Raw genomic sequence first — 21,323 nt, 5'->3', positions numbered from 1 at the left:
TGGAGAGAATCATGAGCGTCTCGAACAAGGAAACCCAGGGGCAGGCCAAAGAGGCATTGTTGCCGGCCCCCCACGACATCGACGCGCTGGTGCGCGCCGAACACCACGATCCGTTCTCGATCCTGGGCCCGCATGGCGACGGGGCGGGCGGGCAATTTATCCGCGCGTACCTGCCCGGTGCGTTGAGCGTGAATGTGCTCGCCCGTGACGGCGGCGAGGAGCTGGGCGAATTGCAGGCCACCGAAACGCCGGGCCTGTTCGTCGGCCATTTCGACCGCGCACAGCCGTACCTGCTGCGCACCCGTTGGGCGGGCGGCGAGCAGGTTGCCGAAGACCCCTACAGCTTCGGCCCGCTGCTGGGGGAGATGGATCTTTACCTGTTCGCCGAGGGCAATCACCGCGACCTCAGCGCGTGCCTCGGTGCGCAACTGAAGACGGTCGATGGCGTCGACGGTGTGCGCTTCGCGGTCTGGGCGCCGAACGCGCGCCGTGTGTCGGTGGTGGGGGACTTCAACGTCTGGGACGGGCGCCGGCATCCAATGCGCATCCGTTATCCGTCCGGCGTGTGGGAGATCTTCATCCCGCGGCTCGGTCCGGGCGAAGGCTACAAATACGAAATCCTTGGCGCCCACGGTATCCTGCCGCTCAAGGCCGACCCGGTGGCCCTGGCCACCCAGATGCCGCCGGACACGGCATCGAAGGTCGCCGCGCCGTTGAAAATCGAGTGGCAAGACGACGAGTGGATGCAAAGCCGACGCGAGCGTCAGTTACCAGGCGCGCCGCTGTCGATCTACGAGTTGCACGCCGGTTCCTGGCAGTGCGAAATCGACGAGGCGGGGGAGGTTTCCCGGCAGTACAACTGGCATGAAATGGCCGAGCGGTTGATTCCCTACGTCAAGGACCTGGGCTTCACCCACATCGAACTGATGCCGATCATGGAACACCCGTTTGGCGGCTCGTGGGGCTATCAACCCCTTTCGCAATTCGCGCCGACGGCGCGCTTTGGTTCGCCTGATGATTTCGCCGCGTTCGTCAACGCCTGCCACCAGGCCAATATCGGCGTGATCCTCGATTGGGTGCCGGCGCATTTCCCGACCGATACCCACGGCCTGGCCCAGTTCGACGGGACCGCGCTGTATGAATACGGCAACCCGCTGGAAGGCTTCCACCAGGATTGGGACACGCTGATCTACAACCTCGGGCGCACCGAAGTCCATGGGTTCATGCTGGCCTCGGCGTTGCATTGGCTCAAGCATTTCCACGTCGACGGCCTTCGGGTGGATGCGGTGGCCTCGATGCTGTATCGCGACTATTCGCGCAAGGCCGGCGAGTGGGTACCCAATCGCCACGGCGGACGGGAGAACCTGGAAGCCATCGACTTCCTGCGCCACCTCAACGACGTGGTTGCACTGGAGACGCCCGGCGCGCTGGTGATTGCCGAGGAGTCCACGGCGTGGCCGGGTGTCAGCCAGAGCACGCAGCAGGGCGGCCTGGGTTTCGCCTACAAATGGAACATGGGCTGGATGCACGATTCGCTGCATTACATCCAGCAGGACCCGGTGTACCGCGCTCATCACCACAACGAACTGAGCTTCGGCCTGGTTTACGCCTGGTCCGAGCGTTTTGTCTTGCCGATTTCCCATGACGAAGTGGTCCACGGCAAACGCTCGCTGATCGACAAGATGCCCGGTGATCGCTGGCAAAAATTCGCCAACCTGCGCGCCTACCTGAGCTTCATGTGGGGCCATCCCGGCAAGAAACTGTTGTTTATGGGCTGCGAGTTTGGCCAATGGCGCGAGTGGAACCACGACCAGCAACTGGACTGGTACCTGCTGCAATACCCCGAGCACCGGGGCGTGCAGAAATTGGTGAGCGACCTGAACCGGCTCTATCGCGAAGAACCGGCGCTGCATGACCAGGACGATGCGCCGCAAGGCTTCCAATGGCTGATCGGTGACGATGCGGTCAACAGTGTCTATGCATGGCTGCGCTGGAGCAAGGATGGCCGGCCGGTGCTGGTGGTCGCCAACTTCACGCCGGTGCCGCGCGAGGCGTATCGGGTCGGCGTGCCGTTTGGCGGACGCTGGGTGGAATTGCTCAACAGCGACGCCGACACCTATGCCGGTTCCAACTATGGCAATGGCGGCGGCGCCTCCACCGAGGCGATCCCCAGCCATGGCCAGGCGCTGTCGCTGGTACTGAACCTGCCGCCGCTGGCGGTGCTGATCCTGCGACCGGAGGGATAGGCCCGGATTCATTTGGATCACATTGATCCAATGTGGGAGCGAGCTTGCTCGCGATGGCGGTCAGTCAGTCACAAAAGTGCTGACAGACACTCCGCTATCGCGAGCAGGCTCGCTCCCACAGTGCTGAGCTAAAAGTCCTCAGCCTCTCAGCGAACCAGGCACGGCTGCTTGTTGTTGAATGTCCAGCCTGGGATCAGATACTGCATCGCCAACGAATCATCCCGCGCGCCAAGTCCCATGCCTTTGTACAACTCATGAGCCTTGGCCAACTGGTCCATGTCCAGCTCGATCCCCAGCCCCGGTTTCTTCGGCACCTGCACGCAGCCACCGCGGATCTGCAAGGGCGCCTTGGTCAGCCGTTGGCCATCCTGCCAGATCCAGTGAGTGTCGATGGCGGTGATGTCGCCCGGTGCGGCGGCCGCGACGTGGGTAAACATCGCCAGGGAAATATCGAAGTGATTGTTGGAGTGAGAGCCCCAGGTCAGGCCCCATTCATTGCACATTTGCGCCACCCGCACCGAACCCTGCATCGTCCAGAAATGCGGGTCCGCCAAGGGAATGTCGACCGACTGCAACGTAATCGCGTGACCCATTTCGCGCCAGTCGGTGGCAATCATGTTGGTGGCGGTCTTGAGGCCTGTGGCGCGACGGAATTCGGCCATGACTTCACGACCCGAATAACCATTCTCGGCACCGCAAGGGTCTTCGGCATAGGCCAGTACCTTGTGCTGATCACGGCACAGGCGGATGGCCTCCTTGAGTGACCAGGCGCCGTTCGGGTCCAGGGTGATGCGCGCCTGGGGGAAACGCTCGGCCAACGCCGTCACCGCTTCGATCTCTTCATCGCCCCTGAGCACGCCGCCCTTGAGCTTGAAATCCTCGAAGCCATAGTGCGCGTGGGCCGCCTCGGCCAGACGTACCACCGCGTCCGCATCCAGGGCTTTTTCGTGGCGTACGCGGAACCAGTCATTTTCAGCCTGCGGTTCGCTGCGGTAGGGCAGGTCGGTCTGCTGGCGATCACCGACGTAGAACAGGTAGCCGAGCATCTTCACTTCATCGCGCTGCTGGCCTTCGCCGAGCAGGGCGGCGACCGGCACATCCAGGTGCTGGCCGAGCAGGTCGAGCAACGCAGCTTCCAGGCCGGTGACGGCGTGGATGGTGATACGCAGGTCGAAGGTCTGCAGGCCGCGACCGCCGGCATCACGATCGGCAAAGGCCTGGCGTACGCTGTTGAGGATTTTCTGGTAGGTGCCGATGGGGCTGCCGACCACCAGTGAGCGAGCGTCTTCGAGGGTCTGGCGAATGCGCTCACCGCCGGGCACTTCGCCCACGCCAGTATGCCCGGCGTTGTCCTTGAGAATCACGATGTTGCGGGTGAAAAACGGGCCGTGGGCACCGCTGAGGTTGAGCAACATGCCGTCGTGGCCAGCCACGGGCACTACTTGCATGCTGGTGATGATCGGGGCTTTGCTGGTTTCTTGGGTAGTCATCGTGTACGGATCCTTGAGTTATTGTTGTGGTCAGGCGTGACTGGTAGCCGGGTCGGTGGAAGGCTTGATGGTTATCGGCCTGGGCGTATTGCGCGCGGCAAACACGATGATCGCGGCAATGATCGATGTGGCCGCCAGGCCATAGAGCCCGCCCTGGATCGAGCCGGTGTGCTGCTCAAGCAGGCCGAAAGTAGTCGGGGCGACGAATCCGCCGAGGTTGCCCACCGAGTTGATCAGTGCGATGACGCCGGCGGCGATCCGTGCGTCCAGGTAGGCCTGGGGGATCGGCCAGAACAGCGAAGAGGCGGACTTGAAACCCAGGGCCGCGAAGCAGATCGCGACGAAGGCGAAGATAGGCCCGCCAGTGGTGGACATGAACATGCCTGCCGCAGCGATCAACAGGGCAGCGGCAACCCAGGCCTGCTGGAACTTCCATTTGGCCGACAGCGAGGCGAAGGCGTACATGCCGACGATCGACAGCAACCAGGGAATCGAATTGAACAGCCCGACCTGAAGGTCGCTGAGCTCGCCCATCTTCTTGATGATGCTCGGCAGCCAGAAGGTCGCCGCGTAGATGGTCAGTTGGATAAAGAAATAGATCAGGCAGAACAGGATGATCTGGCGGTCCTTGAGCAATTGGCCGATCGACAGTTTGATCGGCGTCGCCGCTTCACGGGCCGCCTGTTCATCGTCGATGGCCTTGACCAGCGCATCCTGCTCGTCGCGACTGAGCCACTTGGCGTCGTGAGGCTTGGAGTCCAGCCAGAACCAGACGAACACACAGAGGCAGACCGAAAACATCCCCTCGATGAAGTACATCCACTGCCAGCCGTGCATGCCCAGGCCGTTGATCTGCAAAAGCAGCCCCGACAGCGGGCCGGATATCAGCGAAGCGATCGCCGAGCCGCTGAGGAAAATCGCGATGGCCTTGCCGCGCTCGACGCCGGGCAGCCACCGCGTGAAGTAGTAGATCACGCCGGGAAAGAAACCGGCTTCGGCCACACCCAGCAGGAAACGCAGAATGTAGAAGTGGGTTTCGTTCTGGATGAAGGCCATGCCTGCCGCCACCAGGCCCCAGGTGAGCATGATGCGGGTCAACCAGATACGGGCGCCGATGCGTTGCAGGAGGATGTTGGACGGGACTTCGAACAGCGCGTAGCCGATGAAGAACAGGCCGGCGCCAAAACCATAGGCGGCTGCGCCGATGCCCAGGTCGTGCTCCATATGGGAACGGACGAAGCCGATGTTCACACGGTCGATGTAGTTGACGATGAACATGATGACGAACAGCGGCAGGATGTGGCGCTTGACCTTGGATATGGCCGAGGACAGCACCGGATCCGCGCCGGCATCTGCCTTGAGGCTGGATGAGTTCACTGGATTTTCTCCCACTGTTTATTTTTATGCGGGGCATCGTGCAGGTGCCGATGTTGATGGACATCATACAAGTTGATTTTTTTGTCTGACAAGCAGTTTTTGAGCACGATTGGATTGGGTGTGGTCGATCCTTATGCTGTGTTTGTTGGCTTTGACGAGGTTATGCCGGATTGGTCAGGCGTTGAGACAACAAATGCCTGGTGAGCTTTCCAGGATTAAATCAGCGTGATATTTAGTGTTGTCATACAAGTTGGCTTGCATCGACAAACAACTCCGACGCGGCGGATGGTAGGATCGACGAGCCTGTTTTCAAGGAACCCGTGGCACATGCAGCAAGACACTCAAACGCCTCTGCGCAAGCGCACCCACAACCTGGCCCATGACCTGGTGGCGAAGTTGAGCCAGAGCATCCTGCTGGGGCAGTTGAAGCCCGGAGAGAAATTGCCGTCGGAGGGTGCTTTCGTGCGCGAGCATGGGGTCAGCCGCACGGTGGTGCGCGAGGCGATCTCCAAATTGCAGGCCTCGGGACTGGTGGAGACTCGCCATGGCATCGGTACTTTTGTGCTGCAGCAGACGGGAGAGCAGGGGCTGAGGCTCAACGTCGATACTGCAGCGGGCGTGCGCGGGATTCTCGAATTGCGCCTGGGCCTGGAAACCCAGGCTGCGGCGCTGGCGGCCCAGCGCCGCAGTGAGGAGCAATTGCAGCAGATGCGCCAGGCGCTGGACGACTACCAGCGCTTGCTCAACAACAACGACAGCTGCGTCGAGGCTGACCGGCGTTTTCATTTGCTGATTTCCGAAGCCACGGATAACAGCTGTTTTGTCGAAATCATGCAGCACCTGGGCAGCGCGATGATCCCCCGCACCCGGGTGAACATGGCCGAACGCGGCCAGGCGGACCTGGGCAAGCTGGCGCAGTTTGCGAACCTGGAGCACGAGGCGATTTTCAACGCCATCAAGCGCCAGGACCCCGACGCCGCCCGCGCCGCCATGTGGCTGCACCTGACCAACAGCCGCGACCGGTTTGGCGCGGGGACCTGAAAGATCCGCGTCGCCTGGTCTGTCGCCTTCGCGAGCAGGCTCGCTCCCACATTCGATCGCAGGCGCTGCCGAATTCGGCGCCATGGCGAATCCCCCGTGGCGAGGGAGCAAGCTCCCTCGCCACGGGGCCGGTGCAGGCAAAAAAAACCGGCGCAACCAAAGTTGCGCCGGTCTGCTGCCAGTGGTCACGCGGATATCGTGGGTCCGCGCAGCCACCGTTTTGCCTGTTGCCGGTTACGCCCGTTCCAGCGCGAGAGCTACGCCCTGGCCACCGCCGATACACAGTGTCGCGAGGCCTTTCCTGGCGTCGCGCTTGATCATTTCATGCAACAGCGTCACCAGCACCCGGCAACCCGATGCCCCGATCGGATGGCCCAGGGCAATGGCGCCGCCGTTGACGTTGACCTTGTCCATGTCCCATTGCAGTTCCTTGGCGACAGCCAGGGATTGGGCGGCGAAGGCTTCGTTGGCTTCGATCAGGTCAAGTTGATCCAGCGACCAGCCGGCCTTCTCCAGGCAGCGACGGGTGGCCGAGACCGGGCCGATGCCCATGATGGCCGGGTCGACACCGGCGTTGGCGTAGGCACTGATCTTTGCCAGTACCGGCAAGCCCAGCGCCTTGGCTTTTTCCGCGCTCATCAAGATCACGGCGGCGGCGCCGTCGTTGAGCGAGGACGCATTGCCCGCAGTGACGCTGCCGTCTTTCTTGAACGCCGGCTTGAGCTTGCCCAAGGATTCAGCGGTAGTACCGGCGCGGGGCTGTTCGTCAGTAGCAAAGGCCACCGGATCGCCCTTGCGCTGGGGAATTAGGATCGGCGTGATCTCATCGCCGAAACGCCCACCTTCGATGGCGGCGACGGCTTTCTGTTGGGACGCCGCGGCGAAAGCATCCTGCGCCTCGCGGCTGATGCCGTATTTGTCCACCAGGTTCTCGGCGGTGATGCCCATGTGGTAATCGTTGAACGCGTCCCACAGGCCATCGGTGATCATGCTGTCGATCATCTTCGCGTGCCCCATGCGCAAACCGGTGCGGGCCGCTGGCAACACGTACGGGGCCAGGCTCATGTTCTCCATGCCGCCGGCGATGATGACTTCGGCATCGCCGCAGCGAATCGCCTGGGCGCCCAGGTGCAGCGCCTTGAGACCCGAGCCGCAGACCTTGTTCAGGGTCAGTGCTGGTACGGCATGGGGCAGGCCGGCGAGGATCGACGCCTGGCGCGCCGGGTTCTGTCCGGAACCAGCAGTCAATACCTGGCCGAGGATCACTTCATCGACCTGCTCGCCGGAAAGACCGGTCTGTTCCAGCAAGCGACGGATCACCGCGGCGCCAAGTTCCGGCGCGGGAATGGCAGCCAGCGAACCCTGGAAGCTGCCGATGGCGGTACGGGTAGCGGCGACAATCACGACTTCTTGCATCGAATCTCTCCTCACTGGGCAGCGAACTGCATTTCAGGTACGTGGTCCGGCACGATCAGCTTACCGGCGGTCTTGGCGACGATTTCCTCGACGCTTACGCCTGGGGCACGTTCCTTGAGAATAAAGGCGCCGTCCTGGATTTCCAGATAGGCGAGGTCAGTCAGTACGCGCTTGATGCAACCGGCGCCGGTCAGCGGCAGGCTGCAGCGCGGCAGCAGTTTCGACTCACCGTCCTTGGACGCATGGGTCATGGTGACGATGATGTTCTCGGCACCGGCCACCAGGTCCATCGCGCCACCCATGCCCTTGACCAGCTTGCCGGGAATCATCCACGACGCGATGTTGCCCTCGACGTCGACTTCGAACGCGCCGAGTACGGTCAGGTCGATGTGGCCGCCACGGATCATGGCGAAGGATTCGGCCGAAGAAAAGATCGAAGCGCCGATGCGCGCGGTGACCGTCTGTTTGCCGGCGTTGATCATGTCCGCATCGACTTCGGCTTCGGTGGGGAACGCGCCCATGCCGAGCAAGCCGTTTTCCGATTGCAGCATGACTTCCATGCCTTCGGGAATGTAATTGGCGACCAGGGTCGGGATGCCGATGCCGAGGTTCACGTAGTAGCCGTCCTGCATTTCGCGGGCGACGCGCTGAGCCATTTGTTCGCGGGAAAGTGCCATGGTGTTATTCCTTCATTCGGGCCGGGGGCAGGGGATCACTTACGCACGGTGCGCTGTTCGATGCGCTTTTCGAACGTGCCGCAAATGACCCGGTCGACGTAGATGCCGGGCGTATGGATGTGCGCCGGGTCCAACTCGCCGGGCTCGACGATTTCCTCGACTTCGACCACGGTGATCTTGCCCGCCGTGGCGGCCAGCGGATTGAAGTTCTGCGCGGTATGGCGATAGACCACATTACCGAAATGGTCTGCCTTCCAGCCTTTGACGATGGCAAAGTCACCGGTGATGGACTCTTCCATCAGGTACTGGCGGCCATGGAACTCACGCACTTCCTTGCCTTCCGCCACTGGCGTGCCGACGCCAGTGGCGGTGAAGAAGGCCGGGATGCCCGCGCCACCCGCACGCATTTTTTCCGCGAGGGTGCCTTGGGGGGTGAGCACGACTTCGATTTCGCCACTCAACAGCTGCCGCTCGAACAGGGCGTTTTCGCCCACGTAGGAGGCGACTACCTTGCGGATCTGCCGGTCTTCCAGCAGCACGCCGAGGCCGAAACCGTCGACGCCGCAGTTGTTGGAAACCACGGTGAGATCGCGGGTGCCCTTGCGCTTGATCTCGGCGATCAGGTTTTCCGGGATACCACACAGGCCGAAGCCGCCGGCAATGACAGTCATGCCGTCCTTCAAGCCCTCAAGCGCTTCCTCATAGGAGCTCACGCGTTTGTCGAAACCTGCCATAGACACCTCTTTTATTCTTGAGTGGGGTCGCAATGAAATGCAGTGTTGCGCCAAGTCATATATTTGTTAAGTTGATTTTTACGTGTGATTGATTGATAAAACTCAATAGTTGCTGCCCTTCACTTGCAGCTTGGAACTCACTGCTTGCCCCTGGGAGCGCAGCGACCATGACCCTCAAGCAAATCCGCGCCTTCCTCGCCGTGGCCCAGAGCCTGAGCTTCGCCGTCGCCGGCGAGCGGCTGCATCTGTCCCAATCGGCCCTGAGCCTGACGATCAAGGCCCTGGAGGAAGGGCTCGGCGGTCGCCTGTTCAGTCGTAACACCCGTAACGTAGCGTTGACGCCCGAAGGTGAATCACTGCTGCCATTGGCACGCCGCCTGGTGGCCGACTGGGAAAACGCCGAGGATGAAATGCGCCAGCGCTTCACCTTGCAGCGCGGTCGCGTGACGCTGGCGGCGATGCCCTCGTTTGCCGGAAACCTGCTGCCGCCGATCCTCAAGACCTTCCGCGCCCGGTTCCCGAATGTCAACGTCACGGTCAACGACGTGATCAACGAACAGGTGCTGGAAATGGTCCGTGATCGTCACGTGGAACTGGGCGTTGCGTTCGAGCCGATGCAAAGTTCATCGCTGGCGTTCACGCCGTTGTACCTCGATCGCTTCGTCGCGGTGGTGCCGCTGGATTCGCCGTTGGCCAAGCTCGGCGAGATCCGGTGGCAAATGCTGCTGGAGCAGCCGTTCATCACCTTGCAACGACCCTCGACGGTACGGGTGATGCTCGAAGAGCATCTGCAGGCTCGCGGCATGAAATTGCCGGTCGAGTTTGAAAGCCATCAATTGGCGACAGTCGGGCGGATGGTTGCCAGCGGCCTGGGCGTGAGCGCCGTACCGGCCCTGTGTGTCGGCCAGATGCACGAGCTGGGCGCTCGCTGCATCACCCTCAGCGATCCGGTAATAGAGCGGGCCATCGGCGTGCTGACCAAGCCGGGTCATGAATTGTCGGCGGCGGCGCAGGCGATGTTCGATATGCTCAGGGATCAGGATATGGGCGCGCAGTTACCTTCGGCATAACCCAATCCCTGTGGGAGCGAGCTTGCTCGCGATAGCGGTGTGTCTGCCAACATTGATGCAACTGATCCAATGCTATCGCGAGCAAGCTCGCTCCCACAGTGGATGGCGGTGTTAGATCAGCAATGGCAACAAGTCTTCGCAAGCCACTTCAACCTTCAGATCCAACAGCTCATCGGCGCGGGTCTTGCCGCGGTTGATCGCCAGCAGCGGCTTGCCCTGATCCTTGATCGCCCGACATAGGCGAAAGGCCGAATACGCCATCAGCGATGAACCCACCACCAGCAATCCATCCGCCTGCCCGACTGCCTCGGTGGCGCGAGTCGCGGTAGCGGCGGCGACGTTTTCACCAAAGAACACCACGTCGGGTTTCAAGCGTTCGCCATCGCAATGCGGGCAACGGGGGATTTGAAAGCGGGCCTCGAAGGCCGGGTCCAGCAAGGTATCGCCGTCGGGCGCTTGCACCGCATCGACACCGGCCAGGTACGGGTTCTGGTCCTCCATCAACAACTGGATCTGCTGCCGTTCGCTCGGCTGGCCGCAGTCCAGGCACTGCACCCGATGCAGGCTCCCGTGCAGTTCGATGACATCGCGGCTCCCGGCCCGGTCATGCAAGGCGTCGACATTCTGGGTGATCAAGCCGCTGATGCGCGCCTGGCCCTGCAAGGCCGCCAAGGCCTCATGGGCCTGGTTCGGCCGTGCCTGGCGCAAGCGTGGCCAGCCCAGCATCGCTCGCGCCCAGTAGCGCCGTCGCGCTTCTGGCCTGGCGAGGAATTCCTGGTACATCATCGGTTGCCTGCCCCGTCGCACGCCGTCGCTGTCCCGGTAATCGGGTATGCCGGACGGCGTGCTGATGCCCGCTCCGGTCAGCACCAGGAAGCGCCGCCCGGTCAGGTATTCCTGCAATTGTTCGACGGGGTCACGGTGTAGATCGTCGGGCATGGGTGTACTCCGCTGGCCTGGATTCCTTGAGGGTAGCATCGGCTTCGCCAAGCGCCTTTCGTCGCCCGCCGAAGGTGATTGTTCAAACTTTCCCGACGCGCGCGACATCCACCTTATGTGCGGTATTTCAGCGCTCTCGCACTGCGGTGCGTCGACGAACACTGATTAAGGAGAAGGTAAATGGCAACCCCTAAAGAGAACCTGCTGGATTGGCTCAACGACGCTCATGCCATGGAACAGCAAGCGGAGAAGATGCTCAAGGCCCAGGCCGAGCGGCTGGAGCACTACCCGGTGCTCAAGGCGCGGATCGAACAGCACATCGAAGAGACGCTCGGCCAGCAGAAGCTGGTGGAACAATGCATCCAGCGCCTGGGCGGTAGCCCGTCGATGCTCAAGGACATGGCCGGCAAGCTGATGGCGTTCGGTCAAGCCATGGGTGGCATGGCGATGAGCGACGAAGTGGTCAAGGGCGCCATGAGTGGCTACGTCTTCGAGAACCTGGAAATTGCTTCGTACACGGTGCTGATCGAAGCGGCGAAAGTGGCCGGCGATGTGGAAACGCAAAAGGCCTGCGAGCAGATTCTGCCGCAGGAAATCGCCATGGCTGAATGGCTGCGCGATCATCTGCCGGAAATCACCCAGGCGTTCCTTGAGCGTTCGGCCAATCCGCATACCGAAGCCAAGCGCTGAGGTGCAATGCGAGGCGCGGCCCGGCACGGTTCGGCCGCGCCAAACCTGCCATCAACCGCAAAGAGGACAGGTATGAAGCAGACCACCGGTGAGGTTAGGGCCATCAATCGACAGAGTGCCAGGGTGGGCGTCTATGTGGCGGAAGAAGACGGCCATACGGTACTTGAGCTTGGGCCCGCCAATGATGTCGACATTGGCGATGTCATTGAATGGAACAGCGGAGCGGCCCTTGGCACGCAGACTTATCGCAACCTGACCAAAGGCTGGACCGACGAAGTGTATGTAGCGAAGCACGGGGTCGCGGCGGCCAACCTTGAAGTTCAATTACTGGTGGGATCCTGACGACAGCGGACCCCAGGAGGACAAACATGAGCGAACTGCAGTGTGGCTGCCCCGGCTGCCATTGCCAGGTAGATCCCGAGCGGGTGTTCAATCATGACGGCGAGGCCTATTGCAGCCAGGCCTGCGCGGAACAACACCCGAATGGCGAGCCATGTCCGGCGGCGGATTGTCATTGCGAACAAAGTGGCAAGGTCGGCGAGCGGGACATTACCAATAACCAACTGGATGAAGCGCTGGAGGAAACGTTCCCGGCCAGCGATCCGATTTCACCTTGAACATCGCTTTATCCGGGCATCGGCGACAGGGTGCCCGGACACCGCAAGCCGGTCAGTGCGGTGGTGCAAGACAACACCGGCAGCTCGCGAGTTTTGGCTTCCTGGAACGGCGCGCGGCCTGGGTGACGAGACCGGTGCAATGGGGTGCTGGCGCCATCCGGCCTTTGGCGGACAGCGTGGAAAGACACGCACTGTTTTTATGGCAATCAAATGTGGGAGCGAGCTTGCTCGCGATCGTGTCAGGCCATTCAATCTGGATTGACTGGTATATCGCTATCGCGAGCAAGCTCGCTCCTACATAAGGTTTCTGGAAGTAAAGTATTTACTTGTGCTAATTGACCGCCGCTTGTGCGATAGCCGATTTCAATACATGCCAAGCGCAGCGGTATATAAATAAGACGATGACCGTTCGTCGCCGTTTGAAGCACTTTCTTAAAACCTTGAGCGGTTCAGGTTTTCCGAATAAGTACGAGCCAACGGGGTTCGCAAATAGCAACTAACGAGGTGAATGAAATGGCAAATACAGGCAATAACAACCCTGGCAATTTCGCTAACGATCGTGAGAAAGCATCGGAAGCCGGCAAGAAAGGCGGCCAGGCATCGGGTGGCAACTTCGCCAACGATCCGGAACGCGCAGCCGAGGCCGGCCGTAAGGGTGGCCATATGTCGGGTGGCAATTTTGCCAACGATCCGGAACGTGCCGCAGAGGCCGGCCGCAAAGGTGGTCAAGCCTCGGGTGGCAACTTTGCCAATGACCCTGAACGGGCTTCTGAAGCGGGCCGCAAAGGTGGCCAGGCGTCGGGTGGCAACTTTGCCAACGACCGGGAAAAAGCTTCTGAAGCCGGTAAGAAAGGCGGTGAAAACAGCCACGGTGGCGGTCGCAAATCGTAATGTCCCGTGGTCTCTGCAGGCCCCATGCCGTTGGCATGGGGTCTGTTCCGGCCACTATCGATTTAAATAGCGTCGGTCATGTCATGCCCGGCTCCGTTTGTTCACTTATATTAAGACGTGGATGAGTTTCTGTTGATTGAAACTACCATTCGTCTTCTGCCTTGAATAAAAAACAAATCTTATCCGTTTAACTTCTTCTGACTTTCATGGGCCTGCCGCCGGCAGTGTTCTCATGAGTGTCCTGATCGAGGAGTTCTACCATGTTCGTACATAACAAACGACTGCAATATACCGTGCGTGTCGCTGAGCCCAATCCAGGACTGGCCAATCTGTTGCTTGAACAGTTTGGCGGCGCCCAGGGCGAGTTGGCGGCGGCGTCGCGCTATTTTACCCAGGCCTTGTCCGAAGATGATCCGGGCCGCAAGGACCTGCTGATGGACATTGCCACCGAAGAGCTCAGCCATCTGGAGGTGATCGGTTCGATCATCGTCATGCTGAACAAGGGTGCCAAGGGCAAAATGGCTGAAGGCGTCGAGCAGGAGGGCCAGCTGTACCGGGAAATCAACGGGGCCGGCAATGACTCGCACATCACCAGTGTGCTGTATGGCGCCGGCTCGCCGTTGACCAACTCGGCCGGTGTGCCATGGACCGCCGCCTACATCGATACGATCGGCGAACCGACGGCGGACATGCGTTCGAATATCGCCGCCGAGGCCCGGGCGAAAATCGTTTACGAGCGGCTGATGAACGTCACGGATGATCCTGGTGTGAAAGAAGCCCTGGGCTTCTTGATGACCCGGGAAATCGCCCACCAGCTGTCGTTCGAAAAAGCCCTGCATTCCATCCAGCCCAACTTCCCGCAAGGTAAGCTGCCAGGCATGCCGGAGTTCACCAACGTGTATTTCAACATGTCCCAGGGTGAACCTACCGTGCGCGGCCCATGGAACCAGGGCGACGATTGGGAATACGTCGAGAATCCGACGCCAGCGGTCGACGGCGGCGATGGCCTGGCCAGCGTGCAGTTGAGTGAAAAGGACGAGGCACTGTTGATGGACATGAAGGCGCGGACGATGTCCAATCCTGAAAGCAATCCCACCACGGGCGCCGACTTGGGTTCGGGGATGCAAGGTGACAAACTGTAAGAAGTTGGCGAGGGGGCCTTGCCCCCCCCGCCCGAAAATTCCGCCTGATCGTTCTGCCAATGCGCTCGGCGGTCGGGTATTGCACGGCCAAATCAACAAGGACCTTTGATGGACCAGCCCACCTCCCGGATCCGATCGCCCTGGCGTACCTGGCTTGATCCTGTGCAAAACAACCTGCTGCTGGGCGTGAGCTTCTGGCTGGGATTGGCACTGGTCGCCGTACTGCTGCTGTATAGCGGCTACAACGCCTTGGTGGGGGCCGATCGCCAACACCTCGGCTATGCGGCATTGGGTGGGATATCCGGTTTTGCCGCTACCGCGCTGGGGGCGATGATGGCGGTGGTGCTACGCGATATCTCGTCGCGTACCCAGGACATCATGCTCGGTTTCGCTGCCGGGATGATGCTCGCGGCCAGCTCTTTTTCGCTGATATTGCCGGGGATCGAGGCTGCGCAGATCATTTGCGGCAACCAGTTGCTTGCTGCCTTGGTGGTCGTTATCGGCCTGGCGCTGGGCGTCGCGCTGATGGTCGGGCTCGACCGCTTCGTGCCCCACGAACATGAGCTGAGTGGGCGCCGCGGTCCCGAGGCCAAGCGCATCAACCGGGTGTGGTTGTTTGTCCTCGCGATCACCCTGCACAACCTGCCGGAGGGCATGGCCATCGGCGTCAGCTTTGCCAATGGCGACCTCAAGGTCGGCCTGCCCCTGACCACCGCTATCGCGATCCAGGACATCCCCGAAGGCCTGGCCATTGCCATGGCGCTGCGTGTGACCGGGATCAGCACCCTGCGGGCCGCGCTTATCGCGGTCGGTTCGGGATTGATGGAGCCGCTGGGCGCGGTGATCGGCCTGGGCATGTCCTCGGGCGTGGCCGTGGCTTACCCCATCAGCCTCGGGCTGGCGGCGGGGGCGATGATCTTCGTGGTGTCCCATGAAGTCATTCCGGAAACCCATCGCAACGGTCACGAGACACCCGCGACCCTGGGCCTGATGATGGGCTTTGCGGTGATGATGTTCCTCGATACCGCGCTGGGTTAAAGCGCACCCGGAACCCTCTGTCCAGGCGTGCACGGATTTTCTTGAACATCCGCATTTTGCTCCGGGTCAGTGTTGATGACAGGTGAAGCGGCGCTTCACCACTTCAACCCGAAGGAGGATGCCGAGATGGCCAGAAAAACCGTGACGGACCTGTTCATTCACGAACTGTCCGATGTCTACAGCGCCGAAAAGCAGATCACTCGTGCCTTGCCACGCATGGCCCGAGCCACCACCAACCCCTTGCTGGCGCAAGCCTTCAACGATCACCTTGAAGAAACCCAAGGCCAGATCGAACGCATCGACACCCTTGTCGAAGTGGCGGGTATCAAGCTCAAGCGCATGAAATGCATTGCCATGGAAGGGCTGGTGGAAGAGTCCAAGGAGCTGATCGAAGAAATCGAAAAAGGCGCAGTGCTCGATGCAGGGCTGATCGGTGCCCAGCAGAAGATCGAGCACTACGAAATCGCCAGCTACGGCACGCTGATCGCCATGGCCAAGCACTTGAACCTGGGCGACGAAGTGGTCGGTTTGTTGCTGGCGACGCTCAAGGAAGAGAAAGCCACCGACGAGAAACTTTCGAAAATCGCCGAGCAGGGCGGCAACCAGGCGGCGACGATGGAAACCTGAGGCCGAACTGACGAGCTATCGTGGCGAGGGAGCTTGCTCCCGCTGGACTGCGCAGCAGGCCCAGGTTTTTGTATAGACGCAGGAGTTTTCAGGGCCGCTGCGCAACCCAGCGGGAGCAAGCTCCCTCGCCACGGGTGCAGTGTTGAATCGGGCATTGGAGTTCATCCCCAATGCCTTTTTTTTAAGCGAAACCCAGCCAAACGCCCCCAACGACCGCACAGCGTCTGACAATAAAACTCGTTGGAACTACGCTCCCGCGCGTCCCGTCACTTGTTCTGAGAGGCACTTATCCAGGCAACGTTTCGGCGCTTGCCTGATGTTGAGTTTTTCATCACGGAGGCGATGGACAGACATGACTATCCCGGACAACAACACCGAGCGACAAAGCGGTAACGCAAACCAGGGACGACCTGAAGAATCCCTGAACCACATCAAGGAGGACGTTAACGAAGCCATCGGCAGCGCCCGCGAAAAGGCCGATGCGCATTTCGGCCAGTACCGCGATACCGCGGCGGACCAGATCGATGCACTGGCGCGTGGCGCGAAGTCCGCGATGTCCGAGCTTGAAGCCAACGACACCCTTGGCTTGTCGCATTATCTGGCGGACATGGCCGACAGCATGAGCGGCCTGGCCAGCAAACTGCGCAACAAGAGCGCTGAAGAGCTGCTGCACGATGGCTCTCGCCTGGCGCGGGATAACCCCGGCCTGTTCCTCGCCGGCAGTATTGCGGTGGGGTTCGGGCTTTCGCGTTTCCTAAAGGCCGGCACTTCGCCGATCACCACCGAAGTGCAAAGCCCTGCCTCCACGGAGTCGGATCCAGCCGCCGAAGGTTTCGGCGCCCAGCCCTTCGACGCGCAACCCTTTGACCCCGTGCCTGATCCCATCGGTCCGGGAGCAGCAACAAGCGGCGGCCTCGCCACCGGCGTAACCCCGACTTCACCCAGCGTTCAGGACCATCCCAGTGATTCCGCCACCGGCTCGCTGCCGGGCTCGGCCAATACCAGAGGAGAATTGTGATGAATCGACCAGACCCGGATATCCAGCGTCCCGCCGGCGCCTCGACGCCCGAAAACGATGCCTCGGTCATGGGCTTGCTGCGGCAACTGACCCACGAAGTCCCCTCGCTCTTTACCAAGGAGCTGGCGCTGGCCAAGGCTGAATTCCAGGCGAGCCTCAACACCCTGAAGGCAGGTATCGCCGGGGTGGCCGGGGGCGCGATGGTGCTGATGGCCGGCTTCATCATCCTCCTGATGGCGGTGGTGTATGGCCTGAGCACGATGATGGCGCCCTGGCTGGCCGCACTGATTGTCGGCGTGGTGGTGATGATCATCGGTTTTGTCATGGTCCAGTCCGGCAAGAAGCAATTCGAGCCTTCCCATTTCAAGCCTGACCGAACGCTCGATGCCATGCACAAAGACCAGGAAGCCCTGCGGAGGAAAGCCTCATGAAGGATGAATTGAAGACTGAAGCGGAGAAGAGCCCGGAGACCATCGAGCGCGAGATCGACGAACAGCGCGCCCATATCAGCCACATCGTCGATGCCTTGGGCAGCAAGTTCACGCCAGGGCAGATGCTTGATCAGGCCCTGGGCCTGGTGAAAGGCAATGGCGCCGAATTTTTCGGCAACCTGGGCACGACGGTGCGCAACAATCCGGTGCCAACCGTGCTGACCACGGTTGGCTTGTGCTGGCTGATGCTCGGCCAGAACCACCCGCCCCGGGTCGGCTATCGCGTTGGGCCCGACCAGGACACTAATGGCTGGAGCGAGGGGTTGTCCGGTGGCCTGGACAGCGCCCGCGGTCATCTGCATGACACCACCAACTCCTTGCGCGAAGGGTTTCATCAGCTCAAGGACAAGGCGTCGCATCTGGCTGATGGCCTGGGGGCGAGCGCCCGTAATGCACGGCATAGCGCCACGCAGACAGGCGACCGCCTGGCCCACGGTTCCCAGGATCTGGGCGATCAGTTCAGCCGCCTGCTCAAGGAGCAACCGCTGATGATGGCGGCAGCGGGTATCGCCTTGGGCGCCATGCTCGGAGCAGCCCTACCCAGCACGTCGACCGAACAGCGGGTAATGGGCAAGACCAGTGCCGGCCTGGCCGACAAGGCCAAGCAAAAGGCCCGCGACGGCTACGAAACGGTCCGTGATACGGTGAGCAAGACCACCGAGCACCGTGACGAGCCAAGCGCTGCGCCGGCCACCGGGCATGCGCATTCCGGCGCGGATCTGTCTGGCGGCCTGGGTACCTCGTAAACGGGCAATGATACGGCGCGGGGTGGCCCGCGCCTTATCTGTCGAGAGTGGCGGCAGCCTTGTTCGTCCGGTTATACCGTCAAGGAGGCGGCACATGAACCATCAGGTTGCGTTCAGCGGCCACATGGTCTTCATCGGTTTCGGCTCCATCGCCCGGGCCACTTTGCCATTGGTACTGGGGCAGGACCATATAGAGGTCAGGCAAATCACCGTGATCGCGCCGGTGATCGACCAGAACCTCTGGTTCAAGGATCGGGGGATCCGTTTTGTCCGCAAGGCATTGACCGAGCAAACCTTCGCGCAGACGCTGGATCGCTGGGTCAAACCCGGTGACTTCATCGTCAATCTTTCGGTGGAAGTCAGCTCCCTGGCAATTATCGAATATGCCTGCGCCAAGGGCGCCCTGTACCTGGATACCTGCGTCGAACCGTGGACCGGCGGATACGACGATCCGCACCTGGATTTTTCCCATCGCACCAATTACGCGCTGCGTTATCAGGTCCTGAGCCTGCGCAAGAAATTGGCCGGAGGGCCGACGGCGGTGGTCGCTCACGGGGCCAATCCGGGCTTGATCACCCACTTGCTGAAGGCCGGCCTGGTGGAGCTGGCGGTGCAGTTGGGGCATCCGATACCTCAGCGCCGCGCCGGTGTCGATTGGGCCAGGTTATGCATGGAATTGGGGATCAAGGTGATTCATTTTGCCGAGCGTGATACCCAGCGTTCCCGGCAACCCAAGGAGGACGACGAGTTCGTCAACACCTGGTCAGTGGAGGGCTTCATCAGTGAAGGCAGCCAACCGGCGGAGCTGGCATGGGGCAGCCATGAGCGAACCTGGCCAGCGTCTGCCCGGCGCCATCGCTTCGGCAGTCGCAATGCGATCTACCTGGCACGCCAGAGCGCCAGCATGCTGGTCAAGACCTGGACGCCGTTGGGCGGGCCATGCCTGGGGCTGATGATCACCCATCATGAAACCGCTTCCACAGCCGACCTGCTTACCGTGAAGGACCAGCGTCGACTGATCTATCGCCCGACCCTGCATTACGCCTATCACCCCTGCAATGACGCCTTGCTCTCGGTCCACGAGCTGATCGGTCGCGGCTGGCAAACCCAAGCCCGGCAGCGCATCCTCAACGGCGAAATCGACAGCGGCGGGGCAGATGCGCTGGGGGTGTTGTTCATGGGGCATGAGCTGAATGCCTACTGGTTTGGCTCGGTGCTGAGCATTGACGAAGCTCGCGCGCTGGTGCCTTTCAACAGTGCCACCACCCTGCAGGTGGCGGCAGGCGTGCTGTCTGGCATCGTCTGGGCGGTTGAGCATCCGGATCGTGGCATCGTCGAGCCGGAACAGCTGGACCATGAGCGGGCGCTGGAGGTCGCCAGGCCCTACCTCGGCACTCTGGTGGGGCAGCGCACCGACTGGACGCCGAGTGGCACTTCGCATAAACCGTCCGAGGACGGCGCGGCGGATGCTTGGCAATTCGAGCACTTCACCCGGTTTTAACTGACACGACCGCGATTCGTGGCGAGGGAGCTTGTGGCAGACCCTGTGGGAGCGAGCTTGCTCGCGATAGCGGTGTGTCAGCAAAGTTGACATCGACTGATACGCCGCCATCGCGAGCAAGCTCGCTCCCACATTGATTTGTCTGACGGCCTACACTCAGTCATGGTTGAGAAAAATCCAAGGTGGCGCAATCGTGCGGCGTTCGCTGATGCTGGCCGTGATGCTCGTTCTGGCGGGGTGCGCCACGTCGCAGCGCGGCCAACAGGTCGCCCCGGTGGTGATTGCGCCGGACACCTGGCGGCAGGCGGACCGGCAGATCATCGCCGCGTCGAAAAGCGCCACCGAGCAAGCCGAACTCTATGCGCGCGGATCGATGGAACATTGGCGAGTGCTGGTCTACGAGCGCACCGAGGCTGCATTCATCCCCTGGTTCAGTAGCTACTGGACCCAGGAGTGGCTGGCCGTGAAGGTCAGTTGGTATTCGGCAAGCGCCAAGGGCGATGCGGACTCGTCGTCCAGGCGCCTGGCGGGTTACCTGCAGGAACAATATCGCGAGCAGGTGCTGGAACCGGTGGCGGTGGAAATCGATCCCGAGGCGATCCGGGCCAACGCGACGGGCTATTACCTGCGCCTGCTCAACCAACAGGTCCAGGTCATTGCGCAACGGCACCGAATCCCGCCCGAACTGATGAACCGGCGCCTGCACGCAATTACGGCCATCAACCTGGGACCGCCAGCGACGCGCAACGCAACGTTGTACGAAATGGTCCACACCGAACCGCTCAATACACTGCCGGCCTATGCGGCGCTGATCGATCATGTCGACAAAGCCGCCGACACCGGTTCCGGTCCGTCGGACGCCGTGATTGCCACGGTGGCGCAACGTACCAGTGAAAAAATCGAGGCGCAGTTCGCCACGCGAGGAGCGACCGGTGCGGCGGCGGCTGTCGCCGGGGAGGCGGCAGGGGCGCTGATTTCGGTAGGCGTGGCGGGCATCCGGGCAATCATCCATGAGGGCGAACGGCCGGAAATGGAAGCGCAGATCCGTCAAAGCCTGAGCGCGGCGTTCGACGAAGCGTGGTTCGAATCGCTCAAGCATCCCCTCAACGGCGTCATGGCGGCGGTGTACTACCTGGCTGGGCAAATCGACGATAGCCTGGTGGCGGCAGACCTGAGCAACCGACCGGTGTTCCTGCCTGTCATCGAACCATGAGCGCGGTCACTCGGACCCGAGTGTGACCCGGCAGCCTTTGCGCTGACGGATCTGTTCGTCCGTGGGACGCTCCTTGATGAACTCGAAACGCGGCTCGCCTTCGCTGTAGACCACCAGCCAGCCCCATTCCAATTCACTTTCATCCTGCCCAGGCCGGGGCGGCGCGGCCCACCAGGGTTCCTTTTGCATAATCTGGCGCATCGGTTACCTCCCTGCGGATTGATTCTTGACTATAGACCGCAGGATTTCACCACAAGCGCCCTCGCATCATTGCTTTTGTGGCGAGGGAGCTTGCTCCTGGCCACGGTTTTTTTCGGGCAACTCAGTGTGCTCTGACCCCACCCACCAGCGTCTAGCGT

The 21,323-nt window shown here is 61.4% G+C and carries 22 protein-coding genes; 15 read left to right on the top strand and 7 right to left on the bottom strand.

Annotated features, from left to right (window positions below; genetic code table 11):
* The first annotated feature begins 11 nt into the window (after window positions 1-11).
* Entirely contained in the window at window positions 12-2,246 is a 2,235-nt protein-coding gene (glgB, locus tag J3P91_RS17265; RefSeq protein ID WP_434601213.1) for a 1,4-alpha-glucan branching protein GlgB, read from the top strand.
* A 146-nt stretch (window positions 2,247-2,392) separates the two neighbouring features.
* Here glgB and gudD read toward each other — a convergent pair whose 3' ends face one another.
* Both gudD and J3P91_RS17255 read right to left on the bottom strand, forming a co-directional pair.
* A complete protein-coding gene (gudD, locus tag J3P91_RS17260) occupies window positions 2,393-3,736 on the bottom strand; it encodes a glucarate dehydratase (RefSeq protein WP_434601212.1) in 1,344 nt (447 codons plus the stop codon).
* 30 nt (window positions 3,737-3,766) lie between these two features.
* Window positions 3,767-5,113, bottom strand: a complete 1,347-nt coding sequence (locus J3P91_RS17255; protein ID WP_434601211.1) for an MFS transporter — start codon at window positions 5,111-5,113, stop codon at window positions 3,767-3,769.
* 327 nt (window positions 5,114-5,440) lie between these two features.
* Between J3P91_RS17255 and J3P91_RS17250 the strand changes: the two genes are divergently transcribed.
* Window positions 5,441-6,154: a FadR/GntR family transcriptional regulator gene (locus tag J3P91_RS17250; protein ID WP_434601210.1), complete on the top strand. Its 714-nt coding sequence runs from the start codon at window positions 5,441-5,443 to the stop codon at window positions 6,152-6,154.
* A 234-nt stretch (window positions 6,155-6,388) separates the two neighbouring features.
* On the opposite strand, the gene J3P91_RS17245 is transcribed toward J3P91_RS17250, so the two are convergent.
* From J3P91_RS17245 to J3P91_RS17235, 3 genes are read right to left on the bottom strand one after another with little or no spacing between them, the layout of a single operon-like run.
* On the bottom strand, window positions 6,389-7,570 hold the full coding sequence (locus J3P91_RS17245; protein WP_434601209.1) for an acetyl-CoA C-acetyltransferase: 1,182 nt from the start codon (window positions 7,568-7,570) through the stop codon (window positions 6,389-6,391).
* A gap of 11 nt (window positions 7,571-7,581) precedes the next feature.
* On the bottom strand, window positions 7,582-8,247 hold the full coding sequence (locus J3P91_RS17240) for a CoA transferase subunit B (protein ID WP_003180355.1): 666 nt from the start codon (window positions 8,245-8,247) through the stop codon (window positions 7,582-7,584).
* A gap of 35 nt (window positions 8,248-8,282) precedes the next feature.
* Window positions 8,283-8,981: a CoA transferase subunit A gene (locus J3P91_RS17235; RefSeq protein ID WP_434601208.1), complete on the bottom strand. Its 699-nt coding sequence runs from the start codon at window positions 8,979-8,981 to the stop codon at window positions 8,283-8,285.
* Between the two features lie 167 nt (window positions 8,982-9,148).
* Between J3P91_RS17235 and J3P91_RS17230 the strand changes: the two genes are divergently transcribed.
* Window positions 9,149-10,051 (top strand): LysR substrate-binding domain-containing protein, encoded by a 903-nt coding sequence (locus J3P91_RS17230; protein WP_434601207.1) that lies wholly within the window; start codon window positions 9,149-9,151, stop codon window positions 10,049-10,051.
* Window positions 10,052-10,162: 111 nt separating this feature from the next.
* Here the strand turns inward: J3P91_RS17230 and J3P91_RS17225 are convergent, their stop codons facing one another.
* Window positions 10,163-10,990 carry an NAD-dependent protein deacetylase gene (locus J3P91_RS17225; RefSeq protein WP_434601206.1) on the bottom strand — a complete coding sequence of 276 codons (828 nt, stop codon included), beginning with the start codon at window positions 10,988-10,990 and terminating at the stop codon, window positions 10,163-10,165.
* 180 nt (window positions 10,991-11,170) lie between these two features.
* Here J3P91_RS17225 and J3P91_RS17220 point away from each other — a divergent pair, with 180 nt between their 5' ends.
* The 12 genes from J3P91_RS17220 to J3P91_RS17165 all read left to right on the top strand — a co-directional run bounded on the left by J3P91_RS17220 (window position 11,171) and on the right by J3P91_RS17165 (window position 20,964).
* Entirely contained in the window at window positions 11,171-11,680 is a 510-nt protein-coding gene (locus J3P91_RS17220; protein WP_305500226.1) for a ferritin-like domain-containing protein, read from the top strand.
* 72 nt (window positions 11,681-11,752) lie between these two features.
* The gene (locus J3P91_RS17215; protein WP_434573334.1) at window positions 11,753-12,022 is read left to right on the top strand and encodes a hypothetical protein; all 270 of its coding nucleotides are present in this window, start codon (window positions 11,753-11,755) and stop codon (window positions 12,020-12,022) included.
* Between the two features lie 26 nt (window positions 12,023-12,048).
* A complete protein-coding gene (locus J3P91_RS17210; RefSeq protein ID WP_434601205.1) occupies window positions 12,049-12,297 on the top strand; it encodes a metallothionein in 249 nt (82 codons plus the stop codon).
* A gap of 513 nt (window positions 12,298-12,810) precedes the next feature.
* On the top strand, window positions 12,811-13,188 hold the full coding sequence (locus J3P91_RS17205; RefSeq protein ID WP_039589227.1) for a general stress protein: 378 nt from the start codon (window positions 12,811-12,813) through the stop codon (window positions 13,186-13,188).
* A 260-nt stretch (window positions 13,189-13,448) separates the two neighbouring features.
* Complete coding sequence (locus tag J3P91_RS17200) at window positions 13,449-14,330, top strand: manganese catalase family protein (protein ID WP_434557679.1); 882 nt, start codon at window positions 13,449-13,451, stop codon at window positions 14,328-14,330.
* A gap of 108 nt (window positions 14,331-14,438) precedes the next feature.
* Window positions 14,439-15,368, top strand: a complete 930-nt coding sequence (locus J3P91_RS17195) for a ZIP family metal transporter (protein ID WP_434573336.1) — start codon at window positions 14,439-14,441, stop codon at window positions 15,366-15,368.
* A 126-nt stretch (window positions 15,369-15,494) separates the two neighbouring features.
* The gene (locus J3P91_RS17190) at window positions 15,495-15,995 is read left to right on the top strand and encodes a ferritin-like domain-containing protein (RefSeq protein WP_434601204.1); all 501 of its coding nucleotides are present in this window, start codon (window positions 15,495-15,497) and stop codon (window positions 15,993-15,995) included.
* Window positions 15,996-16,347: 352 nt separating this feature from the next.
* A complete protein-coding gene (locus J3P91_RS17185) occupies window positions 16,348-17,013 on the top strand; it encodes a hypothetical protein (RefSeq protein WP_434601203.1) in 666 nt (221 codons plus the stop codon).
* Complete coding sequence (locus J3P91_RS17180; protein WP_434601202.1) at window positions 17,013-17,444, top strand: phage holin family protein; 432 nt, start codon at window positions 17,013-17,015, stop codon at window positions 17,442-17,444. Before J3P91_RS17185 ends, J3P91_RS17180 begins: the two co-directional genes overlap by 1 nt.
* On the top strand, window positions 17,441-18,250 hold the full coding sequence (locus J3P91_RS17175; protein ID WP_434601201.1) for a DUF3618 domain-containing protein: 810 nt from the start codon (window positions 17,441-17,443) through the stop codon (window positions 18,248-18,250). Before J3P91_RS17180 ends, J3P91_RS17175 begins: the two co-directional genes overlap by 4 nt.
* Before the next feature lie 94 nt (window positions 18,251-18,344).
* Window positions 18,345-19,751, top strand: coding sequence for a saccharopine dehydrogenase C-terminal domain-containing protein (locus tag J3P91_RS17170; RefSeq protein ID WP_434601200.1), 1,407 nt, complete (start codon window positions 18,345-18,347; stop codon window positions 19,749-19,751).
* A gap of 193 nt (window positions 19,752-19,944) precedes the next feature.
* Window positions 19,945-20,964, top strand: a complete 1,020-nt coding sequence (locus tag J3P91_RS17165; protein WP_434601199.1) for a hypothetical protein — start codon at window positions 19,945-19,947, stop codon at window positions 20,962-20,964.
* Window positions 20,965-20,970: 6 nt separating this feature from the next.
* Here J3P91_RS17165 and J3P91_RS17160 read toward each other — a convergent pair whose 3' ends face one another.
* Entirely contained in the window at window positions 20,971-21,165 is a 195-nt protein-coding gene (locus tag J3P91_RS17160; protein ID WP_434573346.1) for a hypothetical protein, read from the bottom strand.
* Window positions 21,166-21,323 lie beyond the last annotated feature (158 nt).

It is taken from the genome of Pseudomonas sp. Z4-7, from assembly GCF_051131965.1.
Classification (GTDB): domain Bacteria; phylum Pseudomonadota; class Gammaproteobacteria; order Pseudomonadales; family Pseudomonadaceae; genus Aquipseudomonas.
This window is presented reverse-complemented; position numbering and strand designations above follow the sequence as displayed.